The organism is Noviluteimonas caseinilytica (genome assembly GCF_018406605.1).
Classification (GTDB): domain Bacteria; phylum Pseudomonadota; class Gammaproteobacteria; order Xanthomonadales; family Xanthomonadaceae; genus Noviluteimonas; species Noviluteimonas caseinilytica.
Genome location: NZ_AP024545.1, coordinates 1,297,474 through 1,317,989 on the forward strand (window position 1 = coordinate 1,297,474; position 20,516 = coordinate 1,317,989).

Consider the following 20,516-nt stretch of genomic DNA (forward strand, 5'->3'; position numbering starts at 1 on the left):
ACCCCCGTAGACTTCGCGCGTGCGCAGCCCCGACTTCCCCATCGCCGCCCTGTTGCCGGAGCTCCGCGCGAGCCTGGCCGCACATCCGCGCCTGGTCCTGGAAGCGCCGCCCGGCGCCGGCAAGACCACGCAGGTGCCGCTGGCGCTGCTGGATGCGCCGTGGCTCGCCGGCCGCAAGATCGTGATGCTGGAACCGCGCCGCGTCGCCGCGCGCGCCGCCGCCGGGTTCATGGCGAAGCAACTCGGCGAAGCGCCCGGCGACACGGTGGGGTATCGCATCCGGTTCGAAAGCCGCATCTCTGCGCGCACGCGCGTCGAAGTGGTCACCGAAGGCATCCTCACGCGCATGCTGCAGGACGACCCGATGCTCGACGGCGTCGGCGCCCTGCTCTTCGACGAATTCCACGAACGCCATCTCGCCGGCGACCTCGGCCTCGCGCTCGCGCTCGACGTGCAGGCCGGCCTGCGCGAAGACCTGCGCATCGTCGTGATGTCGGCGACGCTGGATGGCGAACGCCTCGCGCGGTTCCTCGACGCGCCGCGCTTGTCGAGTGCAGGGCGCAGCTATCCGGTGGAGGTCGCCCACTTCCCCGCGCGGCGCGACGAAGCGCTGGTGCCGCAGGCGCGCCGCGCCGTCGAACAGGCGGTGGCGACGCATCCCGGCGATGTCCTCGTGTTCCTGCCGGGCCAACGCGAGATCGCGCAGGTCGACGCCGCGCTCGCCGGCAGCGACGCATTGCGAGACATCGATGTGCTCGCGCTGCACGGCGAACTCCCCGTCGAACAGCAATCGCGCGTGCTGCAACCCGCCACCGACGGCAAGCGCCGCGTGGTACTCGCGACCAATGTCGCCGAGAGCAGCGTGACCTTGCCGGGCGTGCGCGTGGTGATCGACAGCGGCCTGGCGCGTGAGCCGCGCTACGACCCGAATTCCGGATTCGCACGCCTGGACATCGTGACGATCGCGCAAGCCTCCGCGGACCAGCGCGCAGGTCGCGCGGGTCGCGTCGCCGACGGCTGGGCGCTGCGGCTGTGGCCGCAATCGCAACGTCTCGAACCGCAGCGTCGTCCCGAAATCGCGCAGGTCGAACTCGCGTCGCTCGCGCTCGAACTCGCGGCGTGGGGCAGCGCCGACCTGCGCTTCGTCGATGCGCCGCCGCCCGGCGCCCTCGCCGCCGCCCGCGACCTGCTGCGTCGCCTCGGCGCACTCGATGGCGAATCGATCACGCCGCTCGGCCGCCGCATGCTCGCGCTCGGCACGCACCCGCGCTTGTCCGCGATGCTGCTCGCACCGCGCGATGCACAGGAACGCGCCCTCGCCTGCGACCTCGCCGCGCTCGTCGAAGCGCGCGATCCCTTGCGTTCGCGCAGCGACGCGATCGCCGAACGCTGGCGCGCCCTCGCCGCCTTCCGCGCCGGCCACGCCACCGACGGCAACCGCGGCGCGCTCGCTGCGATCGATGCCGCCGCGAAACAATGGCGGCGTCGCCTGCACGTCGATGCAACGCCACCGCGCGAAGTCGATGCGCACCGCCTCGGCGATCTGCTGGCGCACGCCTTCCCCGATCGCATTGCGCACCAGCACGCCACGCAGCCGCGTCGCTACCAGCTCGCGAACGGCCGCATGGCCACGTTGTTCGACGACAGCGCGCTCTTCGGCGAACCCTGGCTCGTTGCGAGCGAATTGCGCTTCGACGCGAAGGACGCCTTGCTGCTGCGCGGCGCGCCGGTGGACGAAACGCGCCTGCAACGCGATTTCCCCGAACGCTTCGTCGAACGCGGCACCGTGCGCTGGGACGCCGATCGCCGCGCCCTCGTCGCGCAACGCGAACGCCGCTTCGACAACATCGTCCTCGATGCGCGCCCGGCCGGCCGCGTGGATCCCGCGCAAGCCGCGCGCGCCCTGACCGATGCCGTGCGCGAACTCGGCCTCGACGCACTCCCCTGGAGCGAATCCCTCGAACAATGGCGTGCCCGCGTGCGCTGCCTGCGCGCATGGCTGCCGGACGATGCGGACGCATTCCCCGATCTGTCGGACGATGCATTGCTCGCCACGCTCGACGACTGGCTGCTGCCCGCCTTCGCCGGCAAGACGCGCCTCGACGCGCTCGACGAATCCGCGCTCGCCGACGCGCTGCATTCGAAAGCCGACTGGAACCTCCGCCGCCGCATCGAAGCGCTCGCGCCGACGCGCATCGTCGTTCCGTCCGGCATGGAACGCCGCATCGAGTACGCCTTCGATGCGCACGAAGGCGCGCGTCCGCCGGTGCTCGCCGTGAAACTGCAGGAACTGTTCGGCCTGGCCGACACGCCGCGCATCGTCGATGGCCGCGTACCGCTCACCTTGCACCTGCTCTCGCCGGGCGGCCGTCCGTTGCAGGTCACGCAGGACCTGCGCGGGTTCTGGGACCGCACGTATCCCGACGTGCGCAAGGAAATGAAAGGCCGCTACCCGCGCCATCCCTGGCCGGACGATCCGTGGTCGGCCACCGCGACGCACCGCGCCAAACCGCGCGGCACCTGAATGCGAAAACGCGGTCGGCCGCGCCGATCACATGCGCTCAACGCCGCCTTGCCGAGACTGCGGCCCAATCGCCAGGCACCAGGAGTTCCGCCATGAACAAGCAGCTGATCGCATTGCCCGAACGCGCCGTCGAAATGGCCGGCAAGTGGGGCGGCGAATTGCTCGACCTGGGTTCGCAGATCAGTTCGCGCGGCGAGAAGTGGCTCGAAACCGGCGCCAAGCTCGGCGCCCTGCGCGCGGGCACCAAGGCTGCGACGAAGGTCGTGCGGCGCTATCCCATCGTCACCGTGGCCACCGTCGCCGGCGCCGGACTGCTGTGGTATCTCGCGCGCCGCAAGGCGAAGCAGGCCGAGAACGGCGATGGCCGCGCGGCGATCGAAGGCAGCTCGCGTCGCGTGGATGCGCGTCGCAGCAATGGCGCCAAGCGCGCCACGCGCACGACGACCGCACGCAAGACCACGCGCGCGCGCAGCACGCCGGCCACCGACGAAAGCTGATTCGTTCTTTAGGTGGCGATCGCGGGCAGTTCGATCACGAACGCCGCGCCGCCACCTTCGCGATCCTCGTACCAGAGGTCGCCGCCCGCATTGACGATGATCTGCCGCGCGAGCGACAGGCCCAGTCCGCTGGACAGGCCGTCCTCGCGCCCGCTCAGGCGCATGAACGGCTTGAACAGGTCGGAGCGTTTTTCGCCCGGCACGCCGTTGCCGCGGTCGAGCACGCGCAACTGCCAGTAGGCGCCGTTGCCGGAACGCACTTCGAGCGTGAGTTCGCCGCCATCGGCCGCGTACTTCATCGCATTGGTGATCAGGTTTTCCGACACCTGGCGCAGCACGCGCCGGTCGATCGCCACGGTGCCGCACGCCTCGGGCACCTGCGCATGCAGGCGCATGCCGCGGCTTTCGAGCTGCAGTTCGTAACGATGCGACAACCACTCCAGCGTTTCGCGCAGGTCGGCCGGATGCGATTGCGCTTCGCCGCTTTCGGCTTGCGCGATGCGTTCCTGGCCTTCGAGGTAACGGCGGATGTAACCGATCGCGTCGTGCGCGCTGTCGTGGATCATCTGCAGGTAGCGCGGGATGCGCTCGGGCTTGCAGCCGTTCTGCATCAGGATGTCGCTGGCGAACAACACGCTGCTCAACGGATTCTTGAGGTCGTGCGCGACCAGGTTCACCAGCTCCTGGCGTTCGCGCGCCACGCGTTCGAGGCGATCGCGCGCCTGCTTCAGCGCGACGTGCGTGCCGACGCGCGCCAGCAGTTCTTCCGGGATGAAGGGCTTGGTGACGTAATCCACCGCGCCGCTGTCGAAGGCACGCAGCAGCAGCTCGCGATCCTGCGCGGCGGTGAGGAAGATCACCGGCATGTCCTGGAATTGCGGCAGGCGGCGCAGCTCGCGCAGCAGTTCGAAACCGTCCATGCCGGGCATCAGCATGTCGAGCAGGACGAGGTCGGGGGTATGCGCGATCGCGAGTTCGAGCGCTTCGGGGCCCGTCAGCGCAGGCACGACGTCGTGCCCGTTGCGCGAGAGCAACGTGCTGACGACGCGCAGGTTCGCTGGTTGGTCGTCGACCACCAGGATCCTGCCCGAACCTTGTAGCGACTCAGCCATTCGTTTCCTGTGTATCAGGCAACGAGATCCATCTCGTTGCAAAACCTGAACGGGCCGCGCAAGTTATCAGAAACCTCCCACAGCCGCCCCCGGGCGGCTGAACCATTCAGACGATCTCGCGCCAAAAGCCGGGCCCGATCCCCTCGAGCCGATGCGGGCCGACGGCGACCCGTACCAGACGCAACGTGGGAAGACCCACGGCAGCGGTCATCCGCCGCACCTGCCGGTTGCGGCCCTCGGTGATCGTGATCGACAGCCAGGCGTCGGGCACCGATTTGCGGAACCGCACCGGCGGGTCGCGCGGCCACAGGTCGGGCGCATCGATCGCTTCCACCAGGGCCGGACGCGTGGGCCCATCGTTGAGCAGCACGCCCGCGCGCAACCGCTCGACCTGCGCGTCAGATGGCACGCCTTCCACCTGCACCCAATAGGTCTTCGGCTGTTTGTGGCGCGGATCGCTGAGCCGGTGTGCGAGCGGACCGTCGTCGGTCAGCAGCAGCAAGCCCTCCGAATCCGCATCGAGCCGGCCCGCGGCATAGACGCCCGCGGGCAGGCCGAACCCCGCGAGCGTCGGCCGTGGCGGGCGGCTGCGGTCGGTGAACTGCGACAGCACCCCGTACGGCTTGTTGAACGCCACGAGCATCGACGCGGGGCGTCTCGCCTCAGGCGGCGGGCTTGCGGAAGCGCAGCGTCATGCGATCGCTTTCGCCGATCGCCTTGTACTTCGCGTCGTCCGCCTTGTCGTGCTGGTTGGTCGGCGGCAAGGTCCACACCCCGTTCGGGTGATCCTTGGTGTCCTTCGCGTTGGCGTTCACTTCGCTCTGGTCTTCGAGCACGAAGCCCGCGGCCTTGGCGTAACCGGTCACCAACTCCTCGGTGAGGTAGCCGGTCTTGATCTGCGTGGCCAGGTCCGTGCCCGCCTTCGCGCGATGGTCGACGAAGCCCAGCGTGCCGCCCGGCTTGAGCACGGCGAAGAACGCATTGAAGTAATCCTGCGCGTTGCCGTCCTCCACCCAGTTGTGCGCGTTGCGGAACGTCAGCACGACGTCGGCCGAGCCCGCCGGCCCGAAGTTCGGGTGCTTCGCATCGAACTTGCGCAGCTCCGCCTTGCCGTACAACGCCCCGTTGCCCGCGACCTTCTCGCGCAACTGCTTGTTGAGGTTGTAGCGGTACTGCGGCTGCCCGGTGATCGCGTCGTCCCACACCGCGGCAACGTAGTGGCCGTTGTCGCGGAGGTAGGGCGCGAGGATCTCCGTGTACCAGCCGCCGCCGGGCGTGATCTCGATGACGGTCTGGTTCGCGTTGACCATGAAGAACGACAGCGTTTCCTTCGGATGGCGATACACGTCGCGCGCGGCCCACGCCGGCGTGCGCCAGCTGCCCGCGATCGATTCGTCGAGCGCTGCGCCCGTGGCGTTGGTGACCATCGAAGAGGACGCGCTCGACGATGCGGCGCCGCCGTCCGCCGATGCGCTCGCCGAAGCGGAAGCACCGTCGTGCGTGGACGCGCACGCGGCCAGCAGGGATGCGACGAAGCAGGACAGCAGGGGACGTGCGGACAACGTCGGGCGTGCCATGGGGTCGGCTCCTCGGAAAGGAGCGACAGGGTAGCGCGTCAGCTTTGGGCGTCCGTGTAGACCCGCGCCTGTTCCAGCAACCAGGCGCGGAACGCGGCCAGGCCGGCGTGCCCGCGCGAGCGGGGCGGGGCGACCAGGTAATGCGCGAAGTCGGCTTTGAGCTTCTCGTCGAACAGCAGGCACAGGCGGTTCGAATCGATCAGCGGCCAGGCCAGCGTGAGCCGGCCCAGCACGATGCCCATGCCTTCCACCGCCGCGCGGTGCAGCGTTTCGGAATCGTCGAAGTTGGCCACGTAGCGCTTGGGTGCCTTGCCGCCGAAGCGCGTGAACCAATCGCTCCAGCGCCCGCCGGGTGCGCCGAGCAGCGGGAAGTCGCCGAGCGTTTCCAGCGTGGGCCGGCCCAGGCGTTCGATCAGCGCGGGGCTCGCGATCGGCGTGAGCCAGTCGTCGAACAGGTGCACGGCTTCCAGTCCGGGCCAATGCCCGGGGCCGTAGCGCAGGCCCGCGTCCACGTCGGTGTCGCGTTCGAAGTCGACGACGTTGATCGTCGACTGCAGGTGGATCTCCAACTGCGGATGCGCGGCGAGGAAGGTCGGCAATCGCGGCACGAGCCAGCTCGTCGCGAACGAGGGCATCAGCGTCACCGTCAGCACGTCGTCGCGACGCATGCCGAAGGGACGCAGCGCGTGTTCGATCGCATCGAGGTGATCGGCGACGCGGTCGAACAGGCGCTGCCCGTCGGCGGTGAGTTCCACCCCGCGCGGCTGCCGCACGAACAGGCGTTGGCCGAGGCGTTCCTCGAGCCCTTTGATCTGGTGGCTGAGCGCGCTGATGGTCAGGTGCATCGACTCGGCCGCCCGCGACAGGTTGCCGAGGCGCGCGGTGGCGACGAACCCTTGCAGGGCATGCAGCGGCGGACGGTTCATTGGAGGCGAGCCTTGAATGGAATCGAAAGGTCCCTTGCCGAACTTGCGATTTTCAGGGCGAAAGGATGCGCCTATCTTCGATCCCACTCAAGCAATGTCCCCCAGGGAGACCGCCATGAACGTGCAGACGCAACGCCTCTTCAAGGACCTGTTGTTCCTCCATGGCCACGTCGCCGACCCCCGGCTCGGCGCCACGCTGGCGGACGACACGGAGCAAGCCGCCACGGACCAGGCCGCGACAACGCCGGGCATCCCCGAGGAGTCCCACATGAACCTGTTCAAGAGCTTCTGGCTGCTCGGCGGCCTGGCGTCCATCGATCCTCGCGTCGAGGACGAAGAGACCGGCTTCAACCCGAGCTACGGCAACCGCATCGCGTCCGAACGCACCTTCGGCAAGCCGCGCATCGAACCCAAGCGCGAAGCCGCCGTGCGCAAGCCGGTCGTGTCGAACGACCAGCGGGTCGCGCATTGCTGAAAGCAGGGACCGGGGACCGGGGACCAGGGACCAGGGAAGAGCGCACTTGCTCTCTGGTCCCCGGTCCCTGGTCCCCGGTCCCGAGTTGTTACTTCCCGAGCGAAGCCAACGCAGCGTTCAACGTCGCACTCGGCCGCATCGCCGTCGCCAGCTTCTGCATGTCCGGCCGGTAATACCCGCCGATGTCGACCGGCGAGCCCTGCACCGCCGCCAGCTCGCCGACGATCTTCTGTTCGTTCTCCGCCAGCGTCTTCGCCAGCGGCGCGAACAGCGCCTTCAGGCCCGCATCGTCGTCCTGTGCCGCCAACGCCTGCGCCCAGTACATCGCGAGGTAGAAGTGGCTGCCGCGATTGTCGAGGCCGCCGATCTTGCGCGACGGCGAACGATCGCTTTCCAGGAACTGCGCATTGGCCGCATCCAGCGCATCGGCCAGCACCTGCGCGCGCTTGTCGCCGTACTTCTCGGCGAGGTGTTCCAGCGACGCGGCCAGCGCGAGGAATTCGCCGAGCGAATCCCAGCGCAGGTAATTCTCCGCCGTGAACTGCTGCACGTGCTTCGGCGCCGAACCGCCCGCGCCGGTTTCGAACAAGCCACCGCCTGCCATCAGCGGCACGACCGACAGCATCTTCGCGCTGGTGCCCAGTTCCATGATCGGGAACAGGTCGGTGAGGTAATCGCGCAACACGTTGCCGGTGACGGAGATCGTGTCTTCGCCCTTCCGGATGCGCGCGAGCGAGAACAGCATCGCCTCCACCGGCGGCAGGATGCGCAGATCCAGGCCATTGGTGTCGTGGTCCCTCAGGTACGCGTTGACCTTCGCGATCACCTGCGCGTCGTGCGCGCGCTTTTCGTCCAGCCAGAACACCGCCGGCGTGTGGCTCAGGCGCGCGCGCGAAACGGCGAGCTTCACCCAGTCGCGGATCGGCGCGTCCTTGGTCTGGCACATGCGCCAGATGTCGCCGGCTTCCACCGCGTGTTCGAACACCACCTTGCCCGCGTCGTCGACCACGCGCACGGTGCCGTCGGCGTCGAGGTGGAACGTCTTGTCGTGCGAACCGTATTCCTCGGCCTTCTGCGCCATCAGCCCGACGTTGGGCACGCTGCCCATCGTCGCGGGATCGAACGCGCCGTGCGCCTTGCAGTCGTCGATCACCGCCTGGTAGATGCCGGCATAGCAGCGATCGGGGATGACGGCCTTGGTGTCCTGCAGCTCGCCCTTCGCGTTCCACATGCGGCCGGAGTCGCGGATCATCGCGGGCATCGAGGCATCGACGATCACGTCGCTCGGCACGTGCAGGTTGGTGATGCCCTTGTCGGAATTCACCATCGCCAGGCCCGGGCGCTGCGCGTATTCGGCGGCGATGTCGGCTTCGATGGCCTTGCGCAGGTCTTCCGGCAACGAGGGCAGGCGCGCGTACAGATCGCCGATGCCGTTGTTGGGATCGAAACCCGCCTGCACCAGCGCATCTTCGTGGCGCGCCAGCACGTCGCGGTAGAACCGCTCGACGACCACGCCGAACATGATCGGGTCGGAGACCTTCATCATCGTGGCCTTCAGGTGCAGCGAGAACAGCACGCCCTGCGCCTTCGCGTCCTCGATCTGCGCATCGACGAAGCGCGCGAGCGCCTTGGCGCGCATCACCGCGCCGTCGACGATCTCGCCGGCCTGCACCTTCACCTTGTCCTTGAGCACCTTCGTGCTGCCGTCGGCGCCGACGAATTCGATGCGCAGGGCGCCGGCGTTGGCGATCGTGGCCGACCGCTCGCTGCCGTAGAAATCGCCTTCGTCCATGTGCGCGACGTGCGACTTGGAATCGCTGGCCCACTTGCCCATGCGATGCGGATGCTTGCGCGCGTACTGCTTGACCGACAGCGGTGCGCGGCGATCGGAGTTGCCTTCGCGCAGCACGGGGTTCACCGCGCTGCCCTTGGTGCGGTCGTAGCGCGCCTTGATGTCGGCCTGCGCGTCGTCCTTCGGTTCTTCCGGATAGTCCGGCAGCTTGAAGCCCTGCTGCTGCAACTCGCGGATCGCGGCCTTGAGCTGCGGCACCGAGGCGCTGATGTTCGGCAGCTTGATGATGTTGGCTTCCGGCGTGGTGGCGAGCGTGCCGAGTTCGGCGAGGTCGTCGTTCACGCGCTGCGAGGCGTCGAGCACTTCGGGGAAGAGCGCGAGGATGCGCGCGGCGAGCGAGATGTCGCGCGTTTCCACGGCGATGCCGGCGGTGCCGGCGAACGCAGCGACGATGGGCAGCAGCGACTGCGTCGCCAGGAACGGCGCCTCGTCGGTGAGCGTGTAGAGGATCTTCGGGGACTTCGACATGGGGTCGCTCGCTGCTGGGGGCGCTGGGCCGACCATTTTCAGGGTTTGTCGCGCATGAAAAAAGGCGCGGCCGCAAAGCCGCGCCTTTCCGGGGCCCAGGGGGCGGCCGCTTACTTCACTTCGAACTCGCGGGCCTGGACCATGTTGCCGTCGAGCATGATCTCGACCTTGTACTTGCCGGCCGGCCAGGGCTGCTTGTTCTCGATCTGGAAGTCGTAGACCTGCGCGCCGTGGAACTGGATGTCGCGCGACTCTTCGTTGACCACCTGGTTGCTGTCCTGGTGGCTCCACTTCGCCGCGAGCTTGCCCGGGACGGTGGCCATGGCATCGGTGGTGGACGTGCTGACGGCCGCGATGATCTTGTCCTTCGTCGAGAAGGTGGCGGTGGGCGCCGTGATCTTCATGTCCGGACCGGCGGCATTGCCGAGCTCCACGCCGGACACGCCGACGGCCGAGGTGGTCGGCACCGGCGAGGCCACGGTGGCCGGCATCGCCGGCGGCGGGGTGGCGATGGTGGTCGACGCCGGCGGCGTCATCGTCTCGGCTTCCTTCTTCTTGCAGCCCGCCAGGGCGAGCGTGCCGAGCAGGGCGACGAGCACGGCCTGCGCGAGCGGGGATCGGATGGATTGCATGGGGAGATTCCTTTGGAGTGGGAAGCGGGAGGACGTCAGGCGGCGCGCGTCGGGTCGATGTCGCCATCGCCGTCGGCGTCGATCGCCGGGATCTTCAGGACCTGGCCGGGCTGGATGCGGTCGGGATCGTCGAGGACATCGCGGTTGGCGTCGAAGATCGCGTGCCACTTGCTCGCGCGACCGTAGTGCGCCTTGGCGATGTGCGAGAGCGTGTCGCCCTTGACGACGGTGTAGCTGGTGGCTTCGGGCGTGAGTCCTTCACCGCTGACGGTGCCTTTGACCTGGCTGAAGTCCGGTTTTTCCGGGACTTCGCCCGACGTGCTCCGCACCGTTCCCTTGACCTGGGAAAAGTCGGGTTTGTCGTTGCTCATGGGATTGCTCCGGCCCGGCGGGGGCCGGGCGCAGCGCAGGGGACCACGCGCCCCGTTAAATCCGCATCGTCGCCGGCTGTGCCGTGCGTTATTGCCGCAGTGCGCGGACGGCCGGTGGCGGCGACAGGCCCGGCGTGCCGCGCCACGGGTTGATGTCCAGCCCGCCGCGCCGCGTGTAGCGCGCTTCCACCGACACGCGCTCGGCACGACAGCGCGCGAGCACGTCGATGAAGATGCGCTCCACGCACTGTTCGTGGAATTCGGCGTGGTCGCGGAAACTGACGAGGTAGCGCAGCAGCCCCGCCGGATCGATGCGCGGGCCCAGCGTGTCGATGCGCACTTCGGCCCAGTCGGGCTGGCCGGTCACGGGGCAGTTGGATTTCAGCAAGGCCGAGCGGAACGATTGCGCGACCGTCGCGCCATCGGAGACCAGATGGATCGGATTCGGCGGGCCGTAGTCGTCGATCGAGATCGGTTGCAGGTCCAGGTCGATCACGTCGGCGTCGTCGGCCGCCATCGGCGGCAGGCCGAAGCGCACGTCGAACGGCGCGCCCGCGGCGTGCGACAGGTCGGCGGCGATGCGCGCGCGCACGTCTTCCGGCCGTTCGAAACGCGAGGCGTTGAAGGAGTTGAGATACAGCTTCAGCGACTTGGACTCGACCAGGTTCGGCGAGTCGGCGGACACGCTGAAGGTCGCCACCTCCGCCACCGGCTTGCCGCGCGCATCCAGCCACGACAACTCGTACGCATGCCAGCGATCGATGCCCGTGAACGGCAGCGGCGCATCCGGCGCGAGCGACAGCGCCGTGCGCCCGACGGTGCGCGCGAAGGGAAACAGCAGGCCCGGATCGTAGTAGCGCGGGTAATCGACGGCGCGGCCGAGGGGGAGTTCATGCGTGGTCATGGCGCGGATTCTAAGGGGCGCGCGGGTGACGGGGCCGGAAGGGGACTCGCCTTCGCGTCGCGAGCATGCGACGCTCGGCCGATCCACGGGGAGCCATGCAATGACCGATCGCACGCCTGCCGCCGCCGCGCTGCAAGGGGACGCCGCGCTGATCCGCGCCGTCGGGACCTTCGCGCTGACGGCCGCCGTCATCAACGTCATCGTGGGCGGCGGCATCTTCCGCATGCCCGCCGCCTTGTCCTCGCAGATGGGATCGGCTGCGCCGCTCGCGCTGATCGTGGGCGCGATCGCGATCATCCCGATCGCGTTGTGCTTCTCCGCGGTGGGCAGCCGCGTGCTCGCCACCGGCGGCCCCTACAGCTATCTCACCGCGACGTTCGGCCAGTTCGCCGGCTTCATCGGCGGCGCGCTGATGTGGATCAGCAACATCACCTCGAGCGCGGGCGTGGCCGCGGCGCTGTCGGACCAGGTCGCGCGGCTGGTGCCGGCGTTCGCCGATCCGGTGTTGCGCGCATTGCTGATCACGGGCGTGTACGCAGCGTTGTTCTCGCTCAATGCGTTCGGCGTGAAGCTGGGCGCGCGCGCGATCGTTGCGCTCGCCGCGTTGAAGCTCACGCCGTTGTTCCTGCTGGTCGCGCTGGGCGTGTGGTTCGTCGACTGGAGCCAGGTGAGCTTCGCGATCGGCGACGTGCCGTCGTTCGGTGCGCTCGGTGCGTCGATGGCACTGGTGATGTTCGCGTACTCCGGCATGGAAACCGCGCTCGTGCCGTCCGGCGAATTGCGCGATCCCTCGCGCAACGTACCGCGCGCCACCGTCGTGGCGATCCTGCTCGTCGTGCTGCTGTACCTCGGCCTGCAGATCGTGGGGCAGGGCGTGCTGGGCGCGAACCTCGGCACGAGCAAGGTGCCGGTGGCGGATGTCGCCGGAGCGCTGTGGGCGCCGGGCCACGTGCTGCTGCTGATCACCGCGTGCATTTCGATGACCGGTTTCATGATGGGCAACCTGCTCGGCACGTCGCGGCTGGTGTTCGCGCTCGGGCGCGATGGCTATCTGCCGCGCGCATTCGGTCGCGTGACCAAGGTGCATCGCGTGCCGATGCTCGCGCTCATCGCGCATGCCACGCCGGCGTGGTTGCTCGCGATCGCGGGCAGCTTCGACACGCTGGCGCTGATTTCCGGTGGCGCGATCTGCCTGGTGTACGGGCTGGTGAGCCTGGCGGCGTGGCGCGCGCAGCGCCTGGATTTGCGCGAACGCGGCGATGCGCCGTTCGTGCTGCCGGGCGGGCCGCTGATTCCGGCGTTCGGGTTCGCGATCATGGTCGCGATCGTGTTCACGCTGAAGCGCGACGAGTTCGCGGCGATCGTGATCGCGCTGGCGGTGCTGCTTGCGGTCTATGCGGGCCTGCACTGGATGCGGCGCCGCGCGTAACGCATGTCTCCTCCCCTGCGGGGGAGGCCGGGAGGGGGCCGCGCCTCAGGCGCGGTGCTCGAGCGCCAGGTAATCGGCGGACTGCATTTCGATCAGGCGTGATGCGGTGCGCTCGAATGCGGCCGCGAGCCGATCGCTCTTGTACAGCGCAACCGGCGCGGCATCGGCGGTGCACACCAGGTTGACGTGGTGGTCGTACAGCTCGTCGACCAGGTGCACGAACCGGCGCGCCGCATCGTCGCGCGTGCCATCGAACACCGGGATCCCGCCCAGCAGCACCGTGTGGCATTCCGCGGCGAGTTCGATGTAATCCGCCGTCCCGCGCGGCCCTTCGCACAACGCGGCGAAATCGAACCACGCCATGCCTTCGGCGCGCGCGCGTGCCGGGATCTCGCGGCCTTCGACGATGAAGGGCCCGTCCTCGCGCGGACAGCCATGGCTCAACGCATCCCAGCGCGACTGTAGCCAGGCATCGGATTCACCATCGAGCGGTGCGCGATAGACCGGGGATTGCGTGAGCGCGCGCAGGCGGTAATCGAGCGGACTGTCGAGGTGCACGACGGCGCAGCGCTGCTCGATCAATGCGATCGCCGGCAGGAAGCGCGCGCGTTGCAGGCCGTCCTTGTAGAGCTCGCCGGGCGCGGCGTTCGAACTTGTCACCAGCACCACGCCTTCGGCGAACAGGCGATCGAGCAGGCGCCCGAGCAGCATCGCGTCGCCGATGTCGCTGACGAAGAATTCGTCGAGCACCAGCACGCGCAGCGTTTCGCGCCATTCCTTCGCGATCGCCGCGAGCGGATCGCGCTGGCCGGCATGCGCGCGCAGGCGCTCGTGCACTTCGCGCATGAAGCGGTGGAAGTGCGTGCGGCGTTTTTCGGCGATGGGCAGGCCGTCGTAGAACAGGTCGATCAGGAACGTCTTGCCTCGGCCCACGCCGCCCCAGAGGTACAGGCCGCGCGGGGCCTCGGGCGCGTCGTTGCCGAAAAGGCGCGAGAACAAGCCATTGCGCGCGGGAGACGATTGCGACACCGCCGCATGCAGGCGATCCAGTTCGCGCAACGCGGCATGCTGCGCCACATCGTCCTGCCAGTCCCCGCGCGCGACACCGGCGGCGTAGGCCGCCGACGGCAGCACTCCGTCGCTCATGCCGCCGGCAACCAGGGCCGCACGCCGCTCTTGATCGCGCCGCGCAGGTCCATGAGCTTGCGGTGGAAGAAGTGGCTGGTGTCGGGCATCAGCACGAGTTCGGGCGCCGGCGACAACGCTTCGGCCCACGCCTTCACCGCCTGCGCGTCGACGATTTCATCCGCTTCGCCCTGGATCACGAGCCAAGGGCAGTGGGGATGCGGGATGTCGCTGAAGTCCCAGCTGCGGCCCACGGGGGGCGCGATGGACAGCAACAGGCCAGGCTGGAGTTCGGCCGCGACCTTGTACGACACGTAGGCGCCGAAGCTGAAACCGGCGAGCCAAAGTTGCGCGCCGGGCTTGCGCGCGCGCGCCCAGGCCACGACTGCGCGCAGGTCGTCGGCTTCGCCCACGCCTTCGTCGAACGTGCCCGCCGAGTTGCCCACGCCGCGGAAGTTGAAGCGCACCGTCGTCGCGCCGCACTCGCGCAGCGCGCGCGCGGCCATCGTGACGACCTTGTTGTGCATCGTCCCGCCCTCGGTGGGCAGGGGATGGCAGACCACCGCGATGATGTCGGCGGGCGTGGATTCGGGTTCCGGATCGTCGATCGCCAGTTCGAGCACGCCGGCCGGGCCGTCGATGCGTTCGGACTCGTCGGCGGGGGCGATACCGGGGGGCGTGGAGGCGTTCATGCGGGGAATGATGCACGAGCGGCCGTTGGCGGCGTGCAGTGGTGGCGGAAACGAAAACGCCGCCCGGAGGCGGCGTCGTCTGCGATCGGCCGGGGCCGACGGCGATTACTTGATGTTGGCGAGCATCCAGTCGACGGTGGCCTTCACCTGGTCGTCGGTGAGGGCCGGGTTGCCGCCCTTCGCGGGCATCACGCCGCCGGCGTCCTGGAAGCCTTCGATCGCGTGCTTGTGCAGGGTGTCCTTGCCCTTGGCGGCCAGGCGCGCGCCCATGCCCGCGGCGGTGAGCATCGGGGCACCGCCCGCGCCGGAGGTGTGGCAGCCGGTGCAGAGGTTGTTGAAGATCACCGAGCCATCCATCGTGCCGCCGTAGGCGACCTGCGAGGCGGCCTTGTCCGCGGCGGCCTTCAGCGCGGCGGTCTGCGCCGCGGCACCGGTGGCACCGGCGTAAACCGCACCAACCGGCTGGATGCGCGCCAGCTGGCGCTTGGCCACGGCCGGATCGGCCTCGGGCACCAGGGTGCCCTGCAGGTGGTGCGCGAACACCATCAGCACCACGGTGAGGGCCATGAGGAAGCCGATCACCATCGAGAATTTCTTGAGGAAGTCGAGGTCGTAGTTGCGCACGATCCGTCCAGAGTGCGCGGTTGCCCGCGCCAAGCAGAATAAAGAGCGCGGATTATTCCAGAAGCCCGGAATATGCGCGAGCCGAAGGCCGGTGGCCGCCGGGACGAATGCTCCAGCGATGGCGCGCCTGGAGGGATTCGAACCCCCGACCAATGGCTTCGGAAGCCACTACTCTATCCGGCTGAGCTACAGGCGCACGGCGATGGAACGTCCCCGCGGAGGCCGCGGGGCGCGCATTCTCGCACGATCCACCAATGTCGCCACGCCCCGCATCGCCTGCCGCGGCGCCACTGCTAGGCTTCCACCCATGAGCTACGAACGCGACTACGCGCCCGTCCCGCCCCCGGTGCCCGCGTGGCGGCAACGCCTCGGCCTGTACTGGAAGCTGGTGCGCGGCGATCGCCCGATCGGGTGGTTGCTGCTGCTGTGGCCGACCTGGTGGGGCCTGTGGCTGGCGGCCGAGGGCGTGCCGCCCGCATGGACCCTGGTGGTCTTCACCCTCGGGGTGTGGCTGACGCGTTCGGCCGGCTGCGTGATCAACGACTACGCCGACCGCTGGCTGGATCCGCAGGTGGAACGCACCCGCGACCGCCCGCTGGCGACCGGCCAGGTGCGCGGCCGCGAAGCCTTGCTGGTGTTCGCAGTGCTGATGCTCGTCGCATTCGCGCTGGTGGCGACCATGAATCGCCTGACGCTGATGCTGAGCGTCGTGGGCGTGGTGCTGGCCGCGAGCTATCCGTACCTCAAGCGCTATACGTATTTGCCGCAGGTGTACCTGGGCCTTGCGTTCGGGTGGGGCATCCCGATGGCGTTCGCGGCGATCCGCGGCGAAATCCCGGCGATCGCGTGGGTGCTGTACGCCGCCAACATCCTGTGGGCCACCGCGTACGACACCTGGTACGCGATGGTCGACCGCGACGACGACTTGCGCGCGGGCGCCAAATCCACCGCGATCCTCTTCGGCGACATGGACCTGATCGCGCAGGCCGTGTTGTATGCGTCGTTCTTCCTCGCGTTGTGGCTGGTGGGGCGGCAGGCGACGCTGGGGCAGGCGTACTGGATCGGGCTCGGCGTGGCGGCGTTGCTGGTGGCGTACGAATTCGTGATCGCGCGGCATCGCGACCGCGACGGGTGTTTCCGCGCCTTCCTGCACAACCACTGGGTGGGCGCGACGGTGTTCGCCGGGATCGCGATCGCGCTGTACCTGGCGAAGCATCCGATCACGCCCTGAGGTTGCGCGAAACGCCGTCATGGCGTGCGCGCGCAGACCCACGCATCCACGCGCTGCACGCCCGCGCGCAGCAACGCCTCTGCCGCGGCGTGCAACGTCGCCCCCGTCGTCATCACGTCATCGACGAGCACCACGTGGGCCGGCAATGCGCGCACATCCGGCACCGAAAACGCATTGCGCACGTTGCGGCGCCGCGCGATCGCGTGGTGTTCCGACTGCGGCGCCGTCGCCCGCGTGCGCACCAGCAGGCCGCGCTGCAGGGGGATGTCCAGCGCCCGAGCGACCGGCCGCGCCAGCTCCAGCGCCTGGTCGTAGCCCCGCGATCGCAACCGCCCGCGATGCAACGGCACCGGCACCAGCACGTCGGGCTTCGGCAAACCGGCGAATGCTTCGGTCATCAACTGCGACAGCAACCGCCCGGCCGCCAGGTCGTCGTGGAACTTGAAGCGCGGCAGCAACCGATCCATCGGCGCGGCATACAGGCAGGCCGCCCGGACCTCGCGCAGCGGCGGCGGATGGCGCAGGCACCGCCCGCACGTGCCCGCCACGGGAAGCGGCAGTGGCAAGGCGCACCGCACGCAGGCCGCCGTGCCCCGCGGCAGGCCGGCGGCGCACGCGCCGCACAGATCCATGCCTTCCAGCCCGGCTTCCGCGCACACCAGGCACCGGCTGGGCCACAACAACCGGCTGGCGTCGTTGCGCAACCAGAACCCCAACCGGGCCCGGAGGCCGCCGCCCGGCGGCCCGTCAACTGGAAGCATCCCGCGTTGGTTGACAGCGACTGACATGGTTTCCAGACTGCCCGGCCTGCCTCGGCCACGCTGTCGGAAAATCCCCATGCCCGCTGTCAGCCAAGTACGCACCGATTGGTCCCGCGCCGAAGTGCTCACGCTTTTCGCGCTGCCCTTCACCGAACTGCTGCATCGCGCCGGCACGGTCCACCGCGAACACTTCGATCCCACCGAAGTCCAGGTCTCCACGCTGTTGTCCGTGAAGACCGGCGGCTGCCCGGAAGACTGCGGCTATTGCCCGCAGGCCGCGCGCTACCACACGGGCGTGGAAGCCACGAAGCTGATGAGCACCGAAGCGGTCGTCGAGAAGGCGCGCCAGGCGCGCGACGCCGGCGCCTCGCGTTTCTGCATGGGCGCCGCGTGGCGCTCGCCGAAGGACCGCGACATCCCGAAGGTCGCCGCGATGATCCGCGAGGTGAAGGCGCTCGGCCTCGAGACCTGCGCCACGCTCGGCATGCTCACCGGCGACCAGGCGAACGCGCTGCGCGACGCCGGCCTGGACTACTACAACCACAACCTGGACACCGCGCCGGAGTTCTACGACAAGATCATCCACACGCGCGAATTCCAGGATCGCCTCGACACGCTCGGCCACGTGCGCGACGCCGGCATGAAGACCTGCTGCGGCGGCATCGTCGGCATGGGCGAGTCGCGCGAACAACGCGCCGGCCTGCTGCACACGCTGGCCACGCTGCCCGCGCATCCGGATTCGGTGCCGATCAACCGCCTCGTGCAGGTCGAAGGCACGCCGCTGGCGGGCACGGTGGAACTGGATCCGTTCGAGTTCGTCCGCACCATCGCGGTGGCGCGCCTGTTGATGCCGAGGTCGATGGTGCGCCTGTCCGCCGGCCGCGAAACCATGAGCGACGAACTGCAGGCGCTGTGCTTCGCCGCGGGCGCCAACTCCATTTTCTACGGCGAAAAGCTGCTGACCACCGGCAACCCGGACACCGAAAAGGACCGCGCGCTGTTCGAACGCCTCGGCCTGCGCCCGATGCACGTGGCTTCGGCGGACGTGGCGTCCGACTGCAGCACCACGGTGCACGCGGCGATCACCGGCGAAGCGGCCTGACATGCGCCCGCGCCTGCCCGAACGCGTTGCCGCCCAACGCGCGCAGCGGGAAGCGCAGTCGCGGGTGCGCACGCGGCGCAACGTCACGCGCCGCGACGGCGTGCGCCTGGAAGTCGACGGCCACTGGCTGACCGGCTTCTGCAGCAACGACTACCTCGGCCTCGCGCAGCAGTTCGGCGTCGTCAACGCGTTGCAGGACGCAGCGGCGAAGGACGGCGCGGGCGGGGTGGCCTCGCACCTGGTGTGCGGCCACCACGCGGTGCACGAAGCGCTCGAACGCGAACTCGCCGACTGGCTCGGCGCGCCGCGCGCGTTGCTGTTCGGCAGCGGTTTCCTCGCCAACCTCGGTGTCGTGCAGGCGTTGCTGGAAGCCGACGACCTCTGCGTGCAGGACCGCCTCAACCACGCCAGCCTCATCGACGCCGCGCACCTGGCCGGCTGCAAGCTGCGCCGCTATCCGCACCTGGATGCCGAAGGTGCGTTGCGCCAGTTGCGCAGCGTGCCGGACACCGGCGCGATGCTCGCCACCGACGGCGTCTTCAGCATGGACGGTGACATCGCGCCGCTGCGCGAACTCGCGCTGATCGCGCGCGTGCAGCACGCCACGCTGTACGTCGACGATGCGCACGGCGTGGGCGTGCTCGGCCCCGATGGCCGCGGCAGCGTCGCCGCCGCGCGGCTCGACGTGAGCGCGGTGCCGCTGCAACTCGTCACGCTGGGCAAGGCGCTCGGCAGTTACGGCGCGGCCGTCGTCGGCGATGCGGATCTCATCCAGCATCTTTCCGAAACCGCGCGTCCGTACATCTACACCACTGCGTTGCCGCCGGCGCAGGCCGCCGCGTCGCTCGCGGCGGTGAAGCTCGCGCGCCGCGAACACTGGCGCCGCGAAAAGCTTGACGCCGCGATCGCGCGCTTCCGCGAAGGCGCGGGCAAGCGCGGCTTCGAACTCATGGCCTCGACCACGCCCATCCAGCCGCTGCTCATCGGCGACGACGCGCAGACGCTCGCGTACGCGCAGGCGCTCGAAGCGCAGGGCTTCTGGGTCTCCGCGATCCGCCCGCCGACGGTGCCGGAAGGCAAGGCGCGCCTGCGTTTCACGCTGTCCGCGTTGCACACGCCGGCGGACATCGATGCATTGCTCGATGCGCTCGCCTGGGCGCGCGAGGCGATCGACCAGGGATTCGGCGCGGGCATGGCCGCGCACGCCGCCGCGCACGCATGACGCGCGACGTGCACGACACGCGCCGCGCGCTCGCGGCCATCGGCGTCGCGTTGCTGTCGGCGCTGTTCTTCACCCTCACCTACGTGCTCAACCGCGCCAGCGCCAGCGAAGGCGGGCACTGGGCATGGACGGCGGCGTTGCGTTACCTGATCACCTTGCCGTTGCTGCTGCCGGTGATGCCGATGCTCGGCGGCATGGCGCCGGCCTGGCGTGCGATCCGCGCGCACCCGTGGGCGTGGTTGCGGTGCAGTGCGATCGGGTTCGTCGTGTTCTACATGCTGCTGGCGTACGCCGCGGCCAGCGGTCCGTCGTGGCTGGTGGCGGGCAGTTTCCAGTTCACCGTCGTCGCCGGCATGTTGTGCGCGCCGCTGCTGTATCGCGATGCGCGCCGCAAGGTGCCCAAGGCGGCGCTCGGTGTCGGCGTGCTCACCCTCGCGGGCGTGGCGCTGCTGCAACTCGGCAATGCGCAGGGACATCTCGATCGCGCGGCGTGGATCGCGCTGGCGTGCGTGCTGGGATCGGCCACGCTGTATCCGATCGGCAACCGCCTGCTGTTGCTGCACCTGGAACGCACGGGCGAACAGCTCACGGCGGGCCAGCGCGTGTTCGGCATGACGCTGGCGAGCCAGCCGTTGTGGTGGCTCGTGTCCGCCTACGCGTGGCAACAATCCGGCGCGCCGCCGATGTCGCAGGTGTGGCTGGCGGCGGGTGTTGCGCTGAGCGCGGGCATCATCGCGACGATCCTGTTCTTCCAGGCCACCGGCATGGTGCGGGACCTGCCCGCCGCGCTCGGTGCGGCCGAAGCGATGCAGGCGGCGGAATTGTTGTTCGCGATGGTGCTGGGCGTGATGTTCCTCGGCGAAGCGTGGCCGCATGGGATCGCATGGTGGGGCGCGGGCCTCGTGATCGCGGGCATCGCTGCGTTCGCGTGGCTGGTGTCGCGACCGACGCGCGCGCCCATCGTGTTGCCGGCGGAGCCGCACGCATGAAGG

20 protein-coding genes and 1 tRNA gene are annotated in these 20,516 nt (G+C 69.2%); 8 read left to right on the forward strand and 13 right to left on the reverse strand.

From position 1 onward, the window contains the following. Positions 1 to 19: 19 nt before the first annotated feature. Complete coding sequence (hrpB, locus tag LYSCAS_RS06370; protein ID WP_213436827.1) at positions 20 to 2,524, forward strand: ATP-dependent helicase HrpB; 2,505 nt, start codon at positions 20 to 22, stop codon at positions 2,522 to 2,524. Positions 2,525 to 2,616: 92 nt separating this feature from the next. Beyond that, positions 2,617 to 3,021 carry a hypothetical protein gene (locus tag LYSCAS_RS06375; protein ID WP_213436829.1) on the forward strand — a complete coding sequence of 135 codons (405 nt, stop codon included), beginning with the start codon at positions 2,617 to 2,619 and terminating at the stop codon, positions 3,019 to 3,021. Positions 3,022 to 3,029: 8 nt separating this feature from the next. Here the strand turns inward: LYSCAS_RS06375 and LYSCAS_RS06380 are convergent, their stop codons facing one another. The 4 genes from LYSCAS_RS06380 to LYSCAS_RS06395 form a co-directional block, all read right to left on the reverse strand. Continuing rightward, a complete protein-coding gene (locus LYSCAS_RS06380) occupies positions 3,030 to 4,133 on the reverse strand; it encodes a hybrid sensor histidine kinase/response regulator (protein WP_213436831.1) in 1,104 nt (367 codons plus the stop codon). A gap of 106 nt (positions 4,134 to 4,239) precedes the next feature. Continuing rightward, the gene (locus LYSCAS_RS06385; protein ID WP_213436833.1) at positions 4,240 to 4,776 is read right to left on the reverse strand and encodes a pseudouridine synthase; all 537 of its coding nucleotides are present in this window, start codon (positions 4,774 to 4,776) and stop codon (positions 4,240 to 4,242) included. A 19-nt stretch (positions 4,777 to 4,795) separates the two neighbouring features. Next, entirely contained in the window at positions 4,796 to 5,710 is a 915-nt protein-coding gene (locus tag LYSCAS_RS06390) for a class I SAM-dependent methyltransferase (RefSeq protein ID WP_213436835.1), read from the reverse strand. A gap of 38 nt (positions 5,711 to 5,748) precedes the next feature. Then, entirely contained in the window at positions 5,749 to 6,636 is an 888-nt protein-coding gene (locus tag LYSCAS_RS06395) for a LysR substrate-binding domain-containing protein (protein ID WP_213436837.1), read from the reverse strand. A 115-nt stretch (positions 6,637 to 6,751) separates the two neighbouring features. Here LYSCAS_RS06395 and LYSCAS_RS06400 point away from each other — a divergent pair, with 115 nt between their 5' ends. Further along, positions 6,752 to 7,111: a hypothetical protein gene (locus LYSCAS_RS06400; RefSeq protein ID WP_213436838.1), complete on the forward strand. Its 360-nt coding sequence runs from the start codon at positions 6,752 to 6,754 to the stop codon at positions 7,109 to 7,111. An 88-nt stretch (positions 7,112 to 7,199) separates the two neighbouring features. Here LYSCAS_RS06400 and LYSCAS_RS06405 read toward each other — a convergent pair whose 3' ends face one another. The 4 genes from LYSCAS_RS06405 to queF all read right to left on the reverse strand — a co-directional run bounded on the left by LYSCAS_RS06405 (position 7,200) and on the right by queF (position 11,338). Next, complete coding sequence (locus LYSCAS_RS06405; protein ID WP_213436840.1) at positions 7,200 to 9,431, reverse strand: NADP-dependent isocitrate dehydrogenase; 2,232 nt, start codon at positions 9,429 to 9,431, stop codon at positions 7,200 to 7,202. Positions 9,432 to 9,541: 110 nt separating this feature from the next. Next, positions 9,542 to 10,063 carry a hypothetical protein gene (locus LYSCAS_RS06410; protein WP_213436842.1) on the reverse strand — a complete coding sequence of 174 codons (522 nt, stop codon included), beginning with the start codon at positions 10,061 to 10,063 and terminating at the stop codon, positions 9,542 to 9,544. Between the two features lie 35 nt (positions 10,064 to 10,098). Continuing rightward, positions 10,099 to 10,434, reverse strand: a complete 336-nt coding sequence (locus LYSCAS_RS06415; RefSeq protein WP_213436843.1) for a LysM peptidoglycan-binding domain-containing protein — start codon at positions 10,432 to 10,434, stop codon at positions 10,099 to 10,101. 88 nt (positions 10,435 to 10,522) lie between these two features. After that, entirely contained in the window at positions 10,523 to 11,338 is an 816-nt protein-coding gene (gene queF, locus LYSCAS_RS06420) for an NADPH-dependent 7-cyano-7-deazaguanine reductase QueF (RefSeq protein WP_213436845.1), read from the reverse strand. 100 nt (positions 11,339 to 11,438) lie between these two features. On the opposite strand from queF, the gene LYSCAS_RS06425 reads away from it, so the two are divergent. Continuing rightward, a complete protein-coding gene (locus LYSCAS_RS06425; protein WP_213436847.1) occupies positions 11,439 to 12,767 on the forward strand; it encodes an APC family permease in 1,329 nt (442 codons plus the stop codon). A 45-nt stretch (positions 12,768 to 12,812) separates the two neighbouring features. Here the strand turns inward: LYSCAS_RS06425 and zapE are convergent, their stop codons facing one another. The 4 genes from zapE to LYSCAS_RS06445 form a co-directional block, all read right to left on the reverse strand. Continuing rightward, complete coding sequence (gene zapE, locus LYSCAS_RS06430; protein ID WP_213436849.1) at positions 12,813 to 13,913, reverse strand: cell division protein ZapE; 1,101 nt, start codon at positions 13,911 to 13,913, stop codon at positions 12,813 to 12,815. Then, entirely contained in the window at positions 13,910 to 14,584 is a 675-nt protein-coding gene (locus LYSCAS_RS06435; RefSeq protein ID WP_213436851.1) for an alpha/beta hydrolase, read from the reverse strand. The genes zapE and LYSCAS_RS06435 overlap by 4 nt, the downstream gene beginning before the upstream one ends. A gap of 105 nt (positions 14,585 to 14,689) precedes the next feature. Next, on the reverse strand, positions 14,690 to 15,208 hold the full coding sequence (locus LYSCAS_RS06440) for a c-type cytochrome (RefSeq protein ID WP_213436859.1): 519 nt from the start codon (positions 15,206 to 15,208) through the stop codon (positions 14,690 to 14,692). Positions 15,209 to 15,327: 119 nt separating this feature from the next. Beyond that, positions 15,328 to 15,404, reverse strand: a tRNA-Arg gene (locus LYSCAS_RS06445). 111 nt (positions 15,405 to 15,515) lie between these two features. Here LYSCAS_RS06445 and ubiA point away from each other — a divergent pair. After that, the gene (gene ubiA / locus LYSCAS_RS06450) at positions 15,516 to 16,439 is read left to right on the forward strand and encodes a 4-hydroxybenzoate octaprenyltransferase (protein WP_213436861.1); all 924 of its coding nucleotides are present in this window, start codon (positions 15,516 to 15,518) and stop codon (positions 16,437 to 16,439) included. A 17-nt stretch (positions 16,440 to 16,456) separates the two neighbouring features. Here ubiA and LYSCAS_RS06455 read toward each other — a convergent pair whose 3' ends face one another. Further along, a complete protein-coding gene (locus tag LYSCAS_RS06455; protein WP_244858727.1) occupies positions 16,457 to 17,071 on the reverse strand; it encodes a ComF family protein in 615 nt (204 codons plus the stop codon). A 205-nt stretch (positions 17,072 to 17,276) separates the two neighbouring features. On the opposite strand from LYSCAS_RS06455, the gene bioB reads away from it, so the two are divergent. The 3 genes from bioB to LYSCAS_RS06470 are packed head-to-tail and all read left to right on the forward strand — an operon-like array spanning position 17,277 to position 20,513. Next, a complete protein-coding gene (bioB, locus tag LYSCAS_RS06460; protein WP_213436865.1) occupies positions 17,277 to 18,302 on the forward strand; it encodes a biotin synthase BioB in 1,026 nt (341 codons plus the stop codon). 1 nt (position 18,303) lies between these two features. Then, complete coding sequence (gene bioF / locus LYSCAS_RS06465) at positions 18,304 to 19,524, forward strand: 8-amino-7-oxononanoate synthase (protein ID WP_213436867.1); 1,221 nt, start codon at positions 18,304 to 18,306, stop codon at positions 19,522 to 19,524. After that, positions 19,521 to 20,513, forward strand: coding sequence for a multidrug resistance efflux transporter family protein (locus tag LYSCAS_RS06470; RefSeq protein ID WP_213436869.1), 993 nt, complete (start codon positions 19,521 to 19,523; stop codon positions 20,511 to 20,513). Before bioF ends, LYSCAS_RS06470 begins: the two co-directional genes overlap by 4 nt. Positions 20,514 to 20,516: the final 3 nt, after the last annotated feature.